The following is an 18000-nucleotide window of genomic DNA, read 5'->3' on the forward strand; positions in this document are numbered from 1 at the left end:
TCATCCCTCCTGACACGCCACTTGCTTTGGAGAGGCGTAGGGGATCTCAACAGACTTCAATGTATGAATCTGAAGGGAATTTAGTATAACCTCCCCGGATTTCGTGATGACTTCAAACTGCTCAATCGGAGATTCCGGAAAAATTTGATCCGTCATTACGACAAGTCCATGATTCCCGTACACTTCAACCGCATTGCGATCCAGCCAGACATGCAATTGGATTTTTCCGTCTACCGCCGCCATGTTAACCCCATGCTTGGTCGCAAACGACGGATGGAAATCAATAATCCCGGATTGGGTGCGATCGATGAATAGCCATTGAGTCCCGGGATCATAACCGATGATAATCTCGTCCTTCTCCAACGATTTTAACTTGATCTGCACTTCCTCGCCGGAACGGATATCAAGTTCCACCTCAATTTCTAGCAAATCTTCCTTCAGCTTCTGCCAAAAGGGAGCTTCTGGCGTAACCGTAACTTCCTCCCAATGCAATGACGCTTTGCGCAGTTGCTCCACTTCTCGGACAGGTAATTGAATCAATCGTACATTCCCATCCTGTTCATTCAATGTCAAGGCGCGTGGTAAAGTCATTGCGCCTCTCCAGTTGCCTGTAGGCGTCTCGTTGGCGTACTTCCAATTACTCATCCATCCAATGATCACTCGTCGTCCGTCTTCTTTAGGGAGATCTGACCAGGTGACCCCGGCATAATTGTCTCTCCCATAATCCAGCCACAGAATTTGATCTGACGCGTTGTCATTAATGAACGTGTTTCCGTCAAACTCACCGATAAAATACTGCGTACGCGATCCTTCCGGACAATTCGGATGATCGCCGATGCTGATAATAAGTACCCATTTTGAACGTCCGGTATCCCCTATCGGCAATTCAAACAGATCCGGGCATTCCCAAACGCCGTCATGCGACCCTTCTTCTTTACCGAATACACCGGACAACGACCAGTTCAATAGATTTGTAGATTGATAGAAACGAACGTGATCGCCCGCCACAAGCACCATAATCCAACGCGCGCTTTCAGAATGCCAAAATACTTTTGGATCCCGGAAATCAACCAGTCCTTCTTCTTCAAGAACAGGATTCCCCTCGTACTTGTGCCATGTCAATCCCTTGTCCCTGCTGTAGGCCAAGCTTTGCCGTTGACGCGGCTGTCCGGTTTCCGGATGGGTATCCGCATGGGTGAAAATGGCCACCAAACCATGGGAATCTTCGAACAATCCGCTGCTGTTCTTCCAATCCACCACACAGCATCCGGAGAAAATAGCACCATGCTCATCCGGGAACAAAGCGATCGGCATATGTTCCCAGTGCACCAGGTCTTTACTTATCGCATGGCCCCAGTGCATTGGTCCCCATTGATTTCCGTAAGGATGGTGCTGATAAAATAAATGATAGCTTCCTTCGTAATAAACCAGTCCATTAGGGTCGTTTAACCAATGGGATGGGGGAGAAAAGTGATAGCCCGGTCTAAACCGTTCTTCTTTATGTTGTGGAGTAGACTCCAGCATCTGATGGATATCCTCGATAGTTGGCATTGCTCCAAGTGCCCCTTTCCGTGTTGTCACTAACGCTCCTCCGGCATTTGCAAAAGCCAGCATGTTCGTGATTTGCGAGGACGTCAGTTCTTTCAGCGGGATTCCAACCTCCAGGATTTTAAATAACAAGCATCCAAGAAAAGCATCACCGGCTCCCGTTGTATCAACGACCTCGACTCGAAACCCTGGGACATAACCGTCTTTACTTCCTAAACGGTAGTAGCATCCTTTTTCCGCCAAAGTGACAACGATCAACGAAATATCAAATTGCTGGGCTAGCTTCAGGGCCCCTTCCTCGATATCATGTGTCCCTGTAATAAAGGACAACTCTTCCTCGGATATTTTCAAAATATCCGCGTATTTCATTCCCCAAAGCGTATTCTGCTTAATCTCTTCCCGACTCTCCCACAAAGCAAACCGAATATTCGGATCGAAAGAGAGTAGGACACCTGCATCCTTAGCCTTAAGAACCGCCGTTCTAGTTGCGGTACGAGCCGGCTCATGGGTCATGGATACCGTTCCGTAATGCAAAACCCGGCTTGAAGCAATCTTCTCCAGCGGAACATCCTTTGAATGCAAGAAGGTGTCTGCCCCTGGCTTCCGAATAAAGCTGAAGGATCGATCCCCATGATCGTCTAAATGGACAAAGGCCAGCGTGGTGCTCGCTTCACGCGTATACGATACTCCGGTAACGTCAACACCAGCGTCTTGCAAAGTTTGATGAAGCAAGGAACCAAACTGATCTTCCCCCACCTTACTAATCAATGCCGAGTGAGAACCTAACCGGGACAGCGCAGCCGCCACATTAGCCGGAGCTCCCCCAGGATTACATTCGAACTGCTCGTTCCCTCTTGATGAACGGCCTGCCGGTGTAAAATCAATTAATACTTCCCCGATTGCGATGACATCAAGCACGGTTTCTCCCCACCTATCGACTATTTATTTAGGTTTGCATTATAGCGATCCAACCCGGTTTGATAGAGTTCCATTAATTCATTGAGGCCCATTTTCTCCAATGTTTTGACGTAGTTATCCCACTGTTCATCGACGCCGCCATCCACGATGAACTTTCCTCTTTGCGTATTTACGTATTTGATTAACTCAGGCTCAATTTTGTTGATTTTGTCCAATTCCTCAGGTTCAAAGAAGATGCTTGGATAGTTTTCTTTTTCCATGTAAGGGTTGTAATACTGCTCCAGATCTTTAGCACGTTGCTGAGCACGTGGTTCCATATCCACCACTTTGCCGAAATCTTCAAACGTAATCACGCCTGGTCCACCAGAACCCGGGGCAACCTTTTGCCGGAACTCGCCTGCAGAGGTACCTTCAGGAAGCGGCAGATTCACCAATTTCCCATTTTCATCTTTCTCGAAGACGACACCCAGCGGACCCCAGTGAATTTGAGCGGCCATGTAAGGCTCATATTGCTGATCGATCCAACGCATGGTGATTTCCGGATACTTGTTTGCTTTGGTAATCACGAAAGCCCCGCGTCCCGGCCCCCCGCCATTGGCACGTCCGATTAACTGATCTCCATTAGGTCCTTTCAGCGGCGACAGCAGAACATAATCCTTACTGCGCTCCGGCCCGACAACCTCCTCGATTTCCCACCAGATGTAAGACCCAAGCGTCTCTTCTGTCGATTTGCCTTTAGCCAGATATTGCGCTGCATCCTGGGTAAAGGATTCGGGATCAATCAGACCTTGTTTGTACCAATTTTCATGGAAGTATTTGAGCGCCTCTTTGTATTCAGGCTGGGTTGCGGTGAAAATGACCTTGCCATCACGAACGACTCGATGTTCCAGGTTATCCGGAAGTCCAAACGCACCAAAGATTCCGGCGATATCCATACACCATTGCATATGCATAAAGCTGAGCGGAATTTCATCCAGTTTGCCGTTGCCATTCGGGTCCTGTGTTTTAAAGGCAACCAGGGCCTCCGTATATTCATCCAGAGTTTGCGGCACGTTCAGCCCCAGCTTATCCAGCCAGCTTTTATTGATCACATGAAAGAACGGGTTCGTTCCGAGGTTATTATCTTCCCAGGATGGAAGTCCATAGATGTGTCCGTCAGGCGCCGTGATCGTCGATTTGATATCCGGCCGTCGTTCAAAAAGCGCTTTCAAGTTTGGCGCATATTGATCAATTAGATCTTCTAGCGGAATTATGGTTCCGTCCTTACCATAATTAATAAGTTCATAATCGGTAAATCCAGCTGCGTAGAATGCATCTGGCAAATCCCCACTGGCGATTAACAGGTTTTTCTTCTCGGTATAGTCGGTATCCGGAATGTTCTCCCAATTGATCTTCACGTTTGTTTCCTTCTCTAATCTCTTAAAGATCTCCATTTCGGAATACTCGGGTGCCAATGCGGCTTTTGGAGAGACCATGGTTAAGGTCACGGTGTCGTTTACAATCGGAAGACCCGTCTTGTTGAAATTCGTGTCTTCCACCGAGCTATTGGCCTGATTCTTGTCCCCGTCGCCGCTGTTCCCCTTGCCCGAACATCCACTTAGAACAAAGGCTCCGGCTAAGACAAGAATCCCCATTTTTTTGTACCATGATTTCATTGAACATAACCTCCCTTGAATTCGTCCTACTCGTTTCATTACACACCTGTTCCATTACAATGAAATGGCCCTTAGCCTTGCATCCCCCCCTTCAAGTACGTCGTTAGCATCAGCCCTTGATCGATCCGATCATCACGCCCTTAACGAAATACTTTTGGAGGAATGGATATAAAATGAGCAACGGCAAGCTGGATACGATGATGACACCGTATTTGATCAATTCGGTAACGCGCATTTTGGCCGCGTAAGATTCCACATCAATCATCATCCCTGAGTTCACCTGATTTTGGACAAGGATGTTGCGGAGCACCAGTTGCAAGGGATACTTGTTCTCGTCACTTAGGTAAATCAAAGCATCGAAGAAGCCATTCCAAAAGCCAACCACATGATAGAGCACCATAACCGCTAAGATGGACTTGGACAAGGGTAAAACGATGCTCCAGAAGAATCTGGTATTGGAACATCCGTCAATCGAAGCGGCTTCCCACATTTCATCTGGGATAGTGGATTGAAAGAAAGTTCTGACGATAATCACATTAAATACGCCGCCCGCTCCGGGGAGAACTAGTGCCCAAATCGTGTTCAGCATGTGAAGATCTTTAATCAGCAAATAGGTTGGGATTAGCCCGCCACTAAAAAACATGGTCACCATCAAAAACCACATAATCGCTGATTTCCCCACTAGATCTCGACGAGCCAGCGGATAAGCCGCAAATACGGTGACGGCCACACCAATAATGGTTCCTAAAGTTGCGTAAAGGATCGAATTAGCATATCCAATCCAAATGGAGGAATCATTAAAAATCCGTTCATAGCCATCCAATGTGAAACCTTTCGGGTACAGCCAAACCTCCCCCGAATAGATATAATTAGGATCACTAAATGACGCGATCAGTACAAAGTACAACGGAAATAACACGAGCAGCATCACGATGGTTAATAAAGAATAGTTGATTACATCAAACCAAACGTCCCCTCTGCTCTTTCTTTTCAGCATGGAATTCAAGATGGACCCCTCCTACCACAAGCTAGTTTCTGTCAACTTCTTAGCGACTCGATTGACAATGACAATCAGGATAATATTGATCAGCGAGTTAAACAGGCCAACTGCTGTAGAAAAACTGTATTCTGCTTTCTGAATCCCCATTTCGTAGACATAAGTCGGGATGATATTAGAGGTGGCATAGTTCAAATCGCTTTGCATCAGGAAGGCCTTCTCAAATCCGATACTCATGATGTTGCCCAGCGCAAGAATCAACAATATCACGATCGTTGGCAAGATCCCTGGAATATCCACATTCCAGACACGCTTCCATTTACTTGCTCCATCCATAATTGCAGCTTCATGCAGTTCCGGATTCACTCCGGCAAGAGCTGCAAGGTAGATGATCGTGGAAAAGCCGGTTTCCTGCCAAATCCCGGACAAGATATACAAAGGACGGAACCAACCCTCGTCAGCCATAAAGAGAATGGGATCTCCTCCAAACCAGGTGATGATATGATTTACAATTCCGCTATTTGGAGATAAAAAAACGTTCAGCATCCCTACAAGCACAACCGTAGAGATAAAGTGCGGAGCATAAATTACCGTTTGAATAAATTTCTTATATCTCTTGCCGAGCATTTGATTGAGCATAATAGCAATGATGATTGGCGCCGGAAAACCAAATAGCAGCGATAAGAAACTAAGTGACAGCGTATTGGTAATGATGGTCCAGAAGTTATACGAATCAAAAAATTCGATAAAGTGTTGGAATCCGACCCATTCACTCCCCCAGATCCCCTGACTTGGCGAGAAGTTTTTGAATGCGATTTGGACGCCGTACATCGGATAATACTTGAAGATGAGATATAGAATAATGATGGGTAGCAGGAACAGATATAATTCATAATCACGCTTTACCCTGCTCCATTTGCTTTTCCGATGAGGTTTGATCATCATCATATCCTCCCCGCTGGTTCTTGAGGCCATGAAAAATACTCCCTTTCCATAGTAAAATGATCTTCAATTTTGAAACGTTTCCAATTTGTTATGTGCAGAATTAGGTAAATCTATCCCATTAATCATCTGAAATCGTTGATATTATTCCAGTGTTTATCATACAGATATGACAATTTGAAACGTTTCCAATTTTGCTAAGAAAAACTTCAGTTTCTCAAAGGAATCAGAATAAACTGAGGTTTTTCTTTCCTTTCGAAGGAATCAAGTCGTTTCACCTTGCCTGTAGGTGACGGGGATCCGATAGACCTGCTCTGTCAAAGGTTTCCCTTCGATCTTGCTGTAAAGCAGACGAATCGTCATCCGAGCCATTTTTTCTACCGGCTGCCTGATCGTTGATAAGATCGGATGAAAGAAAGGATTATCCTGAATGCCGTCATACCCTATGACCTTGACATCCTCGGGAACACGGATGCCTCGTTGGCGTGCTCTTTCGATATAGTTGGCAGCCAGCATATCCGTAATGGCAAAAATGCCATCCACATCTGAATATTCATGAAAGAACTCATTAAAGTAGGATTCGTCATCTACAATAGGATCTGGTTTCTCATAAACCACATGTTCGACACCTAAAGCCTCCGCCTCGTGAATGAATCCTTTTTTACGATTCATGGTTTCACTAAATACCGAAGTGATACTCCCGATAAAAGCAGGTTTCCGAGCACCGGCTTTAACTAACTCCCGTAAGGCGATGCGTCCTCCTTCAAAATTATCCGAAGTCACGCAGGTGATTTTCTTGTTAAAATGCCGATCAATACTCACGATTGGGATATCATGACTCACATTATTTTCGATATCGTTGTATGTGATCCCCACAATACCAGCCACTTTGTTTTGCCGAAGCATATCCAAGTAGTACAACTCTTTTTCAGGCTTCCCTCCGCTGTTACACAACATCAGCTTGAAGCCTTCCCGATCCAATTCATCCTCTATGTAATAAGCCAATTCAGAGAAGAATGGATTCCAAATGCTTGGAAGCAAGAGAGCGACCATCTTGGACTTTTGCATTTTGAAATTTCGAGCGACTTCATTGGGAATATAATTTAACTGCTTAATTGCTTCTTCCACTTTTCTGCGCGTCTTGGGTTTGACAGCCCCCGAGTTATTGATGACTCTGGATACGGTTCCCACGGCGACGCCAGCTAAGTTGGCTACATCCTTAATGCTTGCCATATGACCCCCCCGAGCTCTCTTATGTCCCCTATCATAGCATCAAACTGGAAACGTTTCAATAATTATTTTGGAAACGTTTCAAAATTGTAAAATTTAAGGTCTATCAAACCGAAAAAGCCGCTATTGCGGCTTTTTGTTCGACAGTTATTGCTCAATAATGAGGGGGAAGCACGATATCCCAAGATCGGTAGGATCAGTACACCTGCTTCAACAACTCAATCATCTCATCCAAGGTCAGACCAAAGGACTTGTAATAGGACACTTCGCTAGCCAACTGTTCCATCACCATTTCGTTGCGGATGCGCTGCATCTCTTCGGGGGAAAATTCAGCGACAAAACACCCTTTGCCAGTCACCGTATGGATCAAGCCGCGCCGCTCAAGTTCTTCCCACGCCTTCTTGACGGTGATGACACTCACCCGCAGCTCATGAGCGGCTTGCCGGATGGGCGGCAGGATATAGCCGCTCTCCAGCTCCCCTTTTAGAATTTGGGCGCTGATTTGCTCGAACAGTTGCTGATAGATCGGTTTCTCCGAAGTATTGGATATCGCGATGTTCATTGGATCTCCACTTGAAGGAATCGTTTGACCGCCATCCGGTAAGCCACTGCGGTAAGCGCAATGAAAATCACGATTCCTGCGATCAGAATATAGGCTTGAACTGCCAAATGATTCGCTTCCGTCCCATAAAACATACGATTCATCCCCGAATTCGCGATCCCGATCCACTGGGTGATCCCTGCAAACAATGTAGCTGCTACAGTGGAGATCAGCAGTGCCATACCAAATTTATACGCCGTCTTGTAATACATCGGAATAAAAATCAGGTTAAAGATCGCCAGCATCACCAAACAGAGACCAAAGAATCCTAAGTTCGGCGGGAAGAAGAAGTAGGTTATATCCGAATAGAAGCGCTGACTGACCAGGCCAAAGATTAGGGCAACCACCACATGCGCCAATTCCAGTCCGGCGATCACGATAATCCGCGCTTTCACAATGTCCCGTTTCGTAACAGGCATCATCGAGGTGAACATCAAATCGTTTTGTGCTCTCAGTTGGTTAAACATATTGGGGATGGTGATCCAACAAAAATACAAAATCACTATGAAGTAAATCCAGCCAGGAACAAACATCAAAACGCCCATTAACACAGGCATGCTCAATAATAGAGGATGTACACCCAGTCGGATATCTTTTCGGATCAAATTAATCATGGTTCTGCCCCCCTTTTCTCGCATAGTAAATCATAATATCCTCTAAGCTTGGCGTGGCGGCTCGGATTCCCGAAGTCGGGTCAAAGTCATCCGCATGGATCAAGCCCGTAAAGCCAAACGAGTTCGTTTTGTAGGAAATCATCCGGTCCTTCACCTGTGCAAGCTGGCCCTCGGAACCGTTCACGAGAAGATAGGATTCTTTGAATTCATCCTTCTCCCCGCTCAGCACAATTTGCCCGTTTGAGATAAAGGTAATATAATCTGCGCACTTCTCCAAGTCGGAGGTAATATGGGTGGAGAACAGAATGCTCACCTCGCCATCAGCAATCAGCTCCTGAAAAAGATCCAGCAGGTCATCCCGTGAAGCCGGATCCAGCCCGCTGGTCGGCTCGTCGAGGATCAGCAGCTTGGCCCCATGGGACAAAGCAAGCGTCAGGCTGTATTTGACCTTCATGCCCGTTGACAGTTCGGCGATCTTTCTATTCTCATCCAAGTTAAATCTCTTCATGTAGGAGGAGTAGATTTGATCGTCCCAATTTTCATAAAACCTCTTAATGGTATCCGTCAACGTCTTAATCTTACTGCGCGTGTAAAAATCAATGCTCCCGAAAGCAAATCCTATCTCCTGCTTTAATTCCAGCTCATGTTCCGCCATGTTCTTGCCCAGAATGTAAACCTCACCGCTGTCGATCCGAGTCATATTTAAAATCGACTTGATCGTCGTCGTTTTCCCTGCGCCGTTAACTCCGATAAAGCCCATGATGTATCCCTTCTCCAACTGGAAAGAAACATCCTTCAGCTCAAAGGCGGGGAATTTCTTATGAATATGTCGAACATCTAATGCCAGCATGGAATACCCCCTCTTTTTAAATTGTGTATATCGTGTATACACAATATATCACGGATGGGAGGAGGCGTCAACCGAAGGCCGCCTTTCATATGTAAAAAAACACCCGCTCAACATTGCAGTTGACGGGTGTTCAAAATCAGAGTATTCGTACAAAACTCAGAGCCCAGCGGCGCGTTGCAGCCGTTTCGCGATTTCCACCAAATCCTCTGGCGATATGCCGGGGGCGAATTCCTCCTGAATCGGCTCCAGTTCTGGAATTTCGCCGCTGTACCCCGGCAGTCCGGCAAATGCTTCCAGCCTGCCGCCGTCCGTCGGATGCTGGCCGCGCCAAATTTGGGCGATGCCGTGATAGTCATGATCGCTGAACGTATACAATCTGCGATGCTCACCAGCGGCTTCCCAAGGACGGGTCGCATCAAACTTCCGATTTTCAATTTTCGGGATGGGCAGCATTTTGGTGACATCCACTCCGGTTGCGATCTCAAGCGCCTTCGCATACGCCAACACGTGCACGCCCCCGCGCACGAGAAGATAACCGATCATTGCTCTGGCCGTCGGATGATCGGTCATTTCATAGACGCGGGCCTTATGCGTCCGTGCACCACACTCCAGGAAATAGTTATGCAGCAAGTCGAAGATCAAGTTGCCGCTGCTAACGACGTACGATCCGTTCCAAGGACGCCCCATTGAGTCATACGGCAGAGAGGTCTGAGCGGATTCAATATAGTGAGGGGAGAAACGAAGATCCTTCGTATTCCCTAACGGAGTGGAATCCGGATCCCCGGGACGAGTCGTACCTTCCAGCATTAAATTGATCGTATTCGACACCAGCTCAACGTGACCAAACTCCTCTGCCGTAATACTCGCGACGAGGTCGTAAAACGGCTTGAGCTTGCTTTTTCCCCGGAAATTAAAGGACTGAAACAAATAGTTATTTAGCGTCGACATTTCACCAAACCGTCCGCCTAACAGTTCCTGAACGACGCTGGCGCCATTCGGATCCGGGGCTTTCGGTCTGGGCAATTCAATGGCCAATCGGTTTACGCGTTTAAACATGCATGTACCTCCCCATAAGTATCAATTACTAAAAGCCTACGGGGGATAGCTCGGATATTATGCCGGACGGGTATTGATCGTCCGAAGCTTTGGTGTGGAAGTGCCTTTTGTTTATGGCTGGAAAACCTCTTGACCGTTGAGGATCAGTCTGTAGCTGATGTCGGCCTTCAGCGAGTCCGATACAGCACAATATTTCTCCTTGCCCATTTGGATAGCTTTCCAAATTTGGTAATCTGGAATGTCTCCTTCAACGCGGAAAATCAGCTCAATGGCGGTAAAGCCGGACGGATTCTGCTCTTTCCGGGTACCGTCCGCTTCGATCTCTAGTGAAGTGATCTTCTCAAGGAATGAATTCAGAATCATGGTGATGTCAATGCCGATACATCCGGCCAGTCCGGCCAGCAAAAGCTCCATGGGTGTTGCACCTGTGCCGTCGCCGCCGTATTTTGGCGTAGCGTCCATTCTTACCGGATAACCGGAATCCCCGACTGATGTAAACAAACGTTTTCCATTCCAGGTTGTCATAACCTTCATCATCATTACCTACTTTCTGTTGTTAATGCTCCTGAAGTTGATTGATAAACTTACGAGCTCTTTCGGACGCCGTATTCTGAAAAAAAACTTCCGGTTCCTGCGATTCCACAATTACACCGCCATCCATAAACACGATCCGATTGGCGACCTGACGGGCAAATTTCATTTCATGAGTGACGATGACCATCGTCATCCCATCCCGGGCCAGCTGGCGCATAACTTCCAGCACCTCTCCGACAAGCTCGGGATCAAGAGCTGAAGTAGGCTCGTCAAACAGCATGATCGCCGGCTCCATGGCTAATGCTCGGGCAATTGCCACCCGCTGCTGCTGGCCGCCGGACAGCCTCGAGGGATATTCATCCTTCTTCGCCAACAGTCCAACCCGATCCAGCAGTCGTTCGCCGATCTGTACGGCTTCTTCTTTTTTCATTTTCTTCACAGATAACAGCGATTCGATCACGTTGCCAAGCGCTGTCTTGTGCGGATATAAGTTAAACTGCTGAAAGACCATTCCCGTATGACGACGAATTTCACGGAAGGCGGCCTGTTTCTTCTTAGACGGCATGGATGCGTCCACTCGAACACCATTCACCTCAAGCGATCCGCCGTCCAGCTCCTCAAGGCCGTTCAGACATCTCAGCAGGGTGCTTTTGCCGGAACCACTTGGTCCGAGCAGCACAACGATTTCTTTGGGAGCCACATGCAGATCAATGCTTTTCAACACCTCTGCTCCGTTAAAAGACTTGGACAATCCTGTCGTTTGAATCATATTTGCTCCACCTCATGCCTCAATATACTTTGGACAACTGCTTCTCCACCTCATTCAGAATGGCCGAGAACACAGTGCTCATGATCCAATACATGGCGGCGATCCCAACGAAAAAAGGCATATAGACATAATATTGAGCGATCAGCAGCTGCGCTGAACGCAGCAACTCGGTGACCGTAATGGCCGACACCAGCGCCGTCTCTTTAAGCATTCCGATAAAAGTATTACCCATAGGCGCAATGGCCACCCGAGCTGCTTGCGGCAGAATGATTCTTCTCATCGTCATCCAGCCCGTCATGCCCGTCGCATAAGCGGCTTCCGTCTGGCCCTTCGGAATTGACTGAATCGCCCCTCTGAACGTTTCAGACAGATAGGCGCCCACGTTGATGCTCAATGCCACATAAGCGGCTGTCAGCGGACCCAGCGTAATTCCGTAATCTACAACCCCGTAATAAACGATAAAAATTTGGACAAGAAGCGGCGTACCTCGAATAACCGACACATATACGCGGGCAATTCCGCGAACCAGCCAATTCCCTTTTAGTCGCGCAATCGCAACCACCAAACCGATGATCAGTCCGAAAAACATGGATACTACGGTAACAAGCAGCGTGTAATAAGCACCTTTCAGCAAGAAAGGAAGGTTATCCCATACCAGATTCATTGTCGTTTGAATCCCCTTTTGATTCCATGGTTAAAGCGAGAAGGCCATGAAAAAATACGAATTCTTCAAGGCCTTATCCTTTTCACGATTCTTTATTCTGCCGGCGGCTCTTCGCCAAACCATTTTTGGAAGATAGTGTTATAGGTGCCATCTGCTTTCATATCGGTCAAAGCCTGATCCAGAGCGGCCAGGAATTCCGGGTTATTTTTGCGGATCGCGATACCCGCTTGGTCGGATTTGATCGCATCGCCCACCGCTTTAATTTTATAGCCGTTTTTGTCGACAATAGGTTTCAAGGCGTACAAGTTATTGATGGTGGCATCGATCCGTCCCGCATTCAAATCCTGCAGGGAAGTAATCACATCGTCATAGGTTTTGATCTCGAAGTTGCCAACCTGCGGCAGCACATCATTCCGGAGATAGGATTCATCGTTTGTGCCGAGTCCCACGCCGATATTTTTCCCTTTAAAGTCTTCCAGCTTCGTGATCGAGTCATTATCCTCTTTTACGATGATTTTAACTTCGTTCGTAATATACGGCTGGGTAAAATCAATTTGCTGCTTGCGTTCGTCAGTAATCGTAACCTGGCTGATAATGGCATCGATTTTTCCAGCCTGCAGACTAGGAATCAGTCCAGAGAATTCCTGCGGAGCAAACTCGACTTTAACGCCGAGCCGTTTGGCTACTTCTTTCGCAACGTCAGCATCAAAACCATCGATTTCCTTGTTTTCATTCAGGAAATTGTAAGGAGCGTAAGTCCCCATAAGCCCTACCTTTATCACACCCGCTGTTTTAATTTCGTTCAATAAATCACTTCCGGTATTTGCGGAGCTTCCTCCGTTCGCCGCATTGTTGGAAGGAGCCGAGCTTGGCGCGTTATTGCCGTTATTGTTAGAACCGCAGCCAGTCAATGCCAGAACTACGAGCAATACGGCGAATAATGTTAGAAACAGCATATTTCTGGATTTCTTACTTTTCAGCATGGATGTTCTCTCCTTTTTATTTATTGGGTAGCAGAATGGGTAAAATTCCGAAACGGCAGATCATTATCCAATCAAAGCTAAACACCAAGCAAACCAAAAAATTCGAATCTGGCCGTCTCCGCGGCAAGCTGCTGAGCCGTTTTGGATTCGATCCCGCTGCCTGGCGGCGCGAACCCGAGCAACCAACGTGAAATGACGCCTTCGATCAAGCTCATAATCATCGTGGCACGGAATTCAGCATCGATGGAAGCCGGGAGCATGCCTAACTCAATCGCCCTGCGAATGTTAAGAAGAAAAGAGTTCTCCATAGCTGCTCTCGTTTCCCGGATCGCATGGCGAATCGTTTCAACCCCTTCACCTCTGCCGAAAATAAGCTCTATTAAATACCGGTTGGATTCGGCAAACCGAAACAGACTTTCCAGCAGAGCTTCGGAGGCATGTACCATGTCCTGCACCGATCCTGCTTCCCGTCGGTATCCATGACGGATGACGTCAAGCAATTTTTTCTGGCCTTCCTTCACAATTTCCAGCGCAATCGCTTCTTTGCTTTTGAAGTACCAGTAGAACGTCCCTTGAGCCACACCCGCCTCAGCGACAATATCGGAAATTTTTGTTGCATGATAGCCATCCTTGGCAAATCGCTTCATGGCAATTTGCAGAATATGCTCTCTGCGATCACTGTTGATTTGGGCTTCTTTCTCTCCGCTCAATCTGTTCCCACCCCACATGATTGACTAGTCAGTCAGTTTGTAATTAAATCCTATAGGATTTATATGATATTGTCAACTCTTGTATTGTGGAAACAAAAAAAGCGAGGTTTGCGCAGTAACGCAAACCCGCTTTTTTATAGTCATATTTCGATCAACAACAACATTATTTCTTCTTATAAAACTCATGATACAGCTTCATGAGCGCTCGCTTCTCAATTCGTGACACGTAGCTGCGGCTAATGCCGAGCTCCTTGGCGATTTCGCGCTGGGTCCGTTCTTCTCCCCCATGCTCCAGGCCAAACCGACCCTTGATGACTTCCTGCTCCCGCGCGTCCAGGATGTCCAGGTTGCGATAGATTTTACTCTTCTCCATCTTTAACTGAACCCGGTCCACCACATCGTCCGCTTCCGTCCCCAAAATATCAATGAGGGTGATTTCATTCCCTTCCTTGTCGGTTCCGATTGGATCATGCAAAGAGACATCCTTGCGTGTTTTCTTAAGCGAACGCAAATGCATCAGGATTTCGTTCTCGATACAGCGGGCCGCAAAGGTTGCGAGCTTCGTCCCTTTATTCGGCCGGAAGCTCTCGATCGCCTTAATCAGACCAATCGTCCCGATCGAGATCAAGTCCTCCAAATCCTCGCCGGTGTTATCGAATTTCTTGACGATATGCGCCACCAGCCGCAGGTTATGCTCGATCAGGATATTGCGGGACTCCGAATCCCCTTCCGCCATGCGCTGCAAATGCTTCGTTTCCTCTTCCTCGGTCAGGGGCTGCGGAAACGCATTATTTTTGACATACGATACGAGCAACGTCAGCTGTTTAATGAATAAAGCAATTGCGGTAAACAATCCCGGCAAAGATGACACCTCCCGCAGATTCACATCACGATGAATACAACCTCACTTCATTTGGGGTCAATTCATTGTATGTGGGCGGAGGCCCATCCGTGCCTGTACGGAGGAAAAGAAATCCCTCTTTCGAACTTCTCTCAAAGTTTATGGTATTCTTCGTCCGATACGGGTTCTAACCATTCCGGCTTGCCTGACGTAATCGCGATGTGAACAAACCAGCTGTCTTTTTTGGCACCATGCCAGTGTTTGACGCCATCATGTGTGACAATGACATCCCCTGCTTTCAAGCTTTGGGCAGGTTTGCCTTCTTCCTGGTACCAGCCTTCCCCGCCTGTAACTAGCAAAATCTGATACCCCCCGCGGTGAATATGCCAGTTATTTCGGCATCCCGGTTCAAAGGTAACATTCCCAACGCTGACATTCACATGAGGATCAGAGACTAACCCTTGAAGATAGCTTTGACCTACAAAAAATTGAGAGAATGGATTTTTATCACCTAGAGAGAATAGAACTCCATTTTTCACTTCTTCATGTTTCGCCATTGATATCCCCCGCCTAATTTTATGATAATTTCCCTCCAAATACGGGGAAGAAACTGTGCTCCCCATAGTTTTGAATCGGTTCAATATTTTTTAAGATTTCCATATCGGCATCACTGATCACAAAATCAAGCTCGGCATTATTCCGCATGTGATCCGGATTGGCCGTCTTCGGAAGAACTACAAGACCAAGTTGGATATCATATCGAAGGCAAAGCTGTGCCACCGACACCCCATACTTATCAGCGATCGCCTTGATCTCCGCATGATTAAGAACAGCGCCATGGGCGATAGGAGAATAAGCCTCAACCAGGATGTCATTTTTCTGGCAAAAATCAATCAGCTCCCATGGCGTGTTGCCCACATGAGCCAAGATCTGATTAACCATCGGTTTGATTTCACAACTCGTTAAAATATTCTCGATATCATCCTGAAGGAAGTTCGAAAGGCCGATCGCTTTCACTTTTCCAGCTTTATAAGCAGCCTCCAGCGCTTTCCATACTTCTTTGTTTTCCTCGAAGTAACGCTTCTCCCCACGAAACTCTACCCAAGGCTGCGGACTATGAATAATGAGAAGATCGATGTAATCGACGCTTAACTTGGCTAATGACTCATCAATAGACTGTGTAACTGTAAAAAAAGTCTTTGCCTCTGCAGCTACCTTGGTCGTGATGAACAGCTCCTCCCTGGCCGCGCCGCATGTACGTATGCCTTTGCCCACCCCTTCTTCATTCATATAAGCCTGAGCTGTATCGATATGGCGATATCCGAGGGATACCGCATCCTTTAATGCTTGTTCTGCTTGTTCATTATTCAGCAACCAAGTGCCAAGCCCTAAATTCGGTATCTCGATTCCGTTAGATAATTTTGATGTAGCGTTATACATAGTATTTCTCTCCTTTACTTATTCATCTGGGATTGAAGATTATTAACATTGATCGTTTAATCAACTCGTGTTTATAATTTTAATCAGAATGAATCAACTTACAATCGTCAATACCTTTGGGTATGTTGATTATTGAACAAAATACTGAAAATTGACGAGGATCTTGGAGAGGAGATTAAGAAATGACGAAAGTGGATCGAAGGGTACAAAAAACGCAAACCGCGATCAAAAGTGCGATTCTTGAATTAATGGCTGAAAAAGACTTTGAGGACATAACCATCCGTGATATTGCCGATAAAGCCAACGTGAACCGAGGCACAATTTATCTCCACTACGTTGACAAATATGACTTGCTTGACAAGATTATCGAAGAACATATTAATAATCTCCGGGATCTCTGCCAATCCGCATCCGAATTGACGTTTACAGAGGGCAACTACGTCTGGTTCGATTACTTTGCCGAACATCATTTGTTCTTTTCCACAATGTTAAATACGAAAAGTGCCGCTTATTTTCGCAGTCGATTCCTTGATTTAGTCATTCAAGAATACAGGCCGGACGTAAATGTTACCGAAGGGAAAAACCGGGGGTTAAATGAAGAAATGTTTCTTCAATTTTTTGGCGCAGCGATCGTTGGTACAGTAGAATGGTGGTTTAGGAACGGGATGCCGCTCCCCCCTCGCGTAATCGCTGAACAAACGGGGATACTGCTGGATCGGAATATCTGAGACGTAAATCGGCGACCTCTCCCCAGTGGAATACCGGGAAGTGATCGCCGCTTTTTCATTTTACTTACCAATTCTGTATTCTGTTATAAATTCAACAGTTTCTGGATCGTAATGTGAGAAGAATAAGCTTTGTTCTTGATCCAGTTTCGCAATTTTATCCATGTCTTCATTGGTTAGTTCAAAATTAAAGACATCGAAATTCTCAATCATCCGTTCTTTCCTAACTGTTTTAGGAATGACAACCACATTACGCTGAATGAGATAACGAAGCGCAACTTGGGCAACCGATTTCCCATATTGCACTCCAATTTCTTTTAGGGTTTCATTCATAAAGAAATCATTTCTTCCTTCAGCAAAAGGTCCCCAGGATTCAATTTGAGTACCATATTTCTCCATAATCTTTTGGGCTTGCTTTTGTTGGTTAAAGACATGGGTTTCCACTTGGTTCACCATTGGAGTGATCTCACTAAACTTGGCAATATCAATAAACCGATCAGGATAGAAATTACTTACTCCAATCGCTTTAATGATCCCTTTCTTGTAATACTCTTCCATCGCTCGATATGTTCCATAGTAGTCGTTAAACGGTTGATGGATTAATACTAAATCGATATAGTCGGATTGAAGCTTTTGTAAAGATTCGTCGATGGATGCTTTAGCTTTCTCGTAGCCGGCATTCGAAATCCAAACCTTTGTGGTAATGAAAAATTCATCACGAGGCAGGCCGCTTTTTCGAACAGCATTCCCTACAGCTTCTTCATTTCCGTAAGCTTGAGCAGTATCGATTGAACGATACCCCACTTCAATGGCTTCGCTTACAACTCGCTCACATTCTGCAAGATCAGGGATTTGATAGACGCCAAAACCCAATATCGGCATCTTAATTCCATTGGATAAAGTCACTGTCTCCATCATACATC

The 18000-nt window shown here is 46.4% G+C and carries 19 protein-coding genes; 1 reads left to right on the forward strand and 18 read right to left on the reverse strand.

The features are described from left to right. From PBA01S_RS08810 to PBA01S_RS08890, 17 genes are all read right to left on the reverse strand, one after another. Positions 1–2466: a PfkB family carbohydrate kinase gene (locus PBA01S_RS08810; RefSeq protein ID WP_009224285.1), complete on the reverse strand. Its 2466-nt coding sequence runs from the start codon at positions 2464–2466 to the stop codon at positions 1–3. A gap of 20 nt (positions 2467–2486) precedes the next feature. After that, a complete protein-coding gene (locus PBA01S_RS08815; protein WP_127575801.1) occupies positions 2487–4121 on the reverse strand; it encodes an extracellular solute-binding protein in 1635 nt (544 codons plus the stop codon). A 109-nt stretch (positions 4122–4230) separates the two neighbouring features. Then, positions 4231–5127: a carbohydrate ABC transporter permease gene (locus tag PBA01S_RS08820; protein WP_009224287.1), complete on the reverse strand. Its 897-nt coding sequence runs from the start codon at positions 5125–5127 to the stop codon at positions 4231–4233. 12 nt (positions 5128–5139) lie between these two features. Beyond that, complete coding sequence (locus PBA01S_RS08825; RefSeq protein ID WP_009224288.1) at positions 5140–6093, reverse strand: ABC transporter permease; 954 nt, start codon at positions 6091–6093, stop codon at positions 5140–5142. A 231-nt stretch (positions 6094–6324) separates the two neighbouring features. Then, positions 6325–7293, reverse strand: coding sequence for a LacI family DNA-binding transcriptional regulator (locus tag PBA01S_RS08830; RefSeq protein ID WP_009224289.1), 969 nt, complete (start codon positions 7291–7293; stop codon positions 6325–6327). A gap of 193 nt (positions 7294–7486) precedes the next feature. After that, a complete protein-coding gene (locus PBA01S_RS08835) occupies positions 7487–7852 on the reverse strand; it encodes a GntR family transcriptional regulator (protein ID WP_127575802.1) in 366 nt (121 codons plus the stop codon). Beyond that, a complete protein-coding gene (locus PBA01S_RS08840) occupies positions 7849–8505 on the reverse strand; it encodes an ABC-2 transporter permease (RefSeq protein WP_028537367.1) in 657 nt (218 codons plus the stop codon). The genes PBA01S_RS08835 and PBA01S_RS08840 overlap by 4 nt, the downstream gene beginning before the upstream one ends. Continuing rightward, a complete protein-coding gene (locus PBA01S_RS08845) occupies positions 8498–9355 on the reverse strand; it encodes an ABC transporter ATP-binding protein (protein ID WP_009224292.1) in 858 nt (285 codons plus the stop codon). Before PBA01S_RS08845 ends, PBA01S_RS08840 begins: the two co-directional genes overlap by 8 nt. A gap of 156 nt (positions 9356–9511) precedes the next feature. Beyond that, the gene (locus PBA01S_RS08850) at positions 9512–10411 is read right to left on the reverse strand and encodes a manganese catalase family protein (protein WP_009224293.1); all 900 of its coding nucleotides are present in this window, start codon (positions 10409–10411) and stop codon (positions 9512–9514) included. Between the two features lie 111 nt (positions 10412–10522). Continuing rightward, a complete protein-coding gene (locus PBA01S_RS08855; RefSeq protein ID WP_016311267.1) occupies positions 10523–10945 on the reverse strand; it encodes an OsmC family protein in 423 nt (140 codons plus the stop codon). 22 nt (positions 10946–10967) lie between these two features. After that, positions 10968–11714, reverse strand: coding sequence for an amino acid ABC transporter ATP-binding protein (locus PBA01S_RS08860; protein WP_016311266.1), 747 nt, complete (start codon positions 11712–11714; stop codon positions 10968–10970). A gap of 19 nt (positions 11715–11733) precedes the next feature. Continuing rightward, a complete protein-coding gene (locus PBA01S_RS08865) occupies positions 11734–12378 on the reverse strand; it encodes an amino acid ABC transporter permease (RefSeq protein ID WP_127575803.1) in 645 nt (214 codons plus the stop codon). Between the two features lie 92 nt (positions 12379–12470). Next, a complete protein-coding gene (locus PBA01S_RS08870; RefSeq protein ID WP_503826048.1) occupies positions 12471–13361 on the reverse strand; it encodes a transporter substrate-binding domain-containing protein in 891 nt (296 codons plus the stop codon). 77 nt (positions 13362–13438) lie between these two features. Then, on the reverse strand, positions 13439–14089 hold the full coding sequence (locus PBA01S_RS08875) for a TetR/AcrR family transcriptional regulator (protein ID WP_036699013.1): 651 nt from the start codon (positions 14087–14089) through the stop codon (positions 13439–13441). Positions 14090–14234: 145 nt separating this feature from the next. After that, positions 14235–14933, reverse strand: a complete 699-nt coding sequence (sigK, locus tag PBA01S_RS08880; protein ID WP_016311263.1) for an RNA polymerase sporulation sigma factor SigK — start codon at positions 14931–14933, stop codon at positions 14235–14237. 131 nt (positions 14934–15064) lie between these two features. Next, positions 15065–15469 carry a cupin domain-containing protein gene (locus tag PBA01S_RS08885; protein WP_028540255.1) on the reverse strand — a complete coding sequence of 135 codons (405 nt, stop codon included), beginning with the start codon at positions 15467–15469 and terminating at the stop codon, positions 15065–15067. Positions 15470–15488: 19 nt separating this feature from the next. Further along, entirely contained in the window at positions 15489–16352 is an 864-nt protein-coding gene (locus PBA01S_RS08890; protein ID WP_127575804.1) for an aldo/keto reductase, read from the reverse strand. A gap of 182 nt (positions 16353–16534) precedes the next feature. Here PBA01S_RS08890 and PBA01S_RS08895 point away from each other — a divergent pair, with 182 nt between their 5' ends. Next, positions 16535–17080, forward strand: coding sequence for a TetR/AcrR family transcriptional regulator (locus PBA01S_RS08895; RefSeq protein WP_028540298.1), 546 nt, complete (start codon positions 16535–16537; stop codon positions 17078–17080). 60 nt (positions 17081–17140) lie between these two features. On the opposite strand, the gene PBA01S_RS08900 is transcribed toward PBA01S_RS08895, so the two are convergent. Then, positions 17141–17992 (reverse strand): aldo/keto reductase, encoded by an 852-nt coding sequence (locus PBA01S_RS08900; protein ID WP_028540297.1) that lies wholly within the window; start codon positions 17990–17992, stop codon positions 17141–17143. Positions 17993–18000: the final 8 nt, after the last annotated feature.

This window comes from Paenibacillus barengoltzii NBRC 101215 (assembly GCF_004000745.1).
Lineage (GTDB): Bacteria > Bacillota > Bacilli > Paenibacillales > Paenibacillaceae > Fontibacillus > Fontibacillus barengoltzii.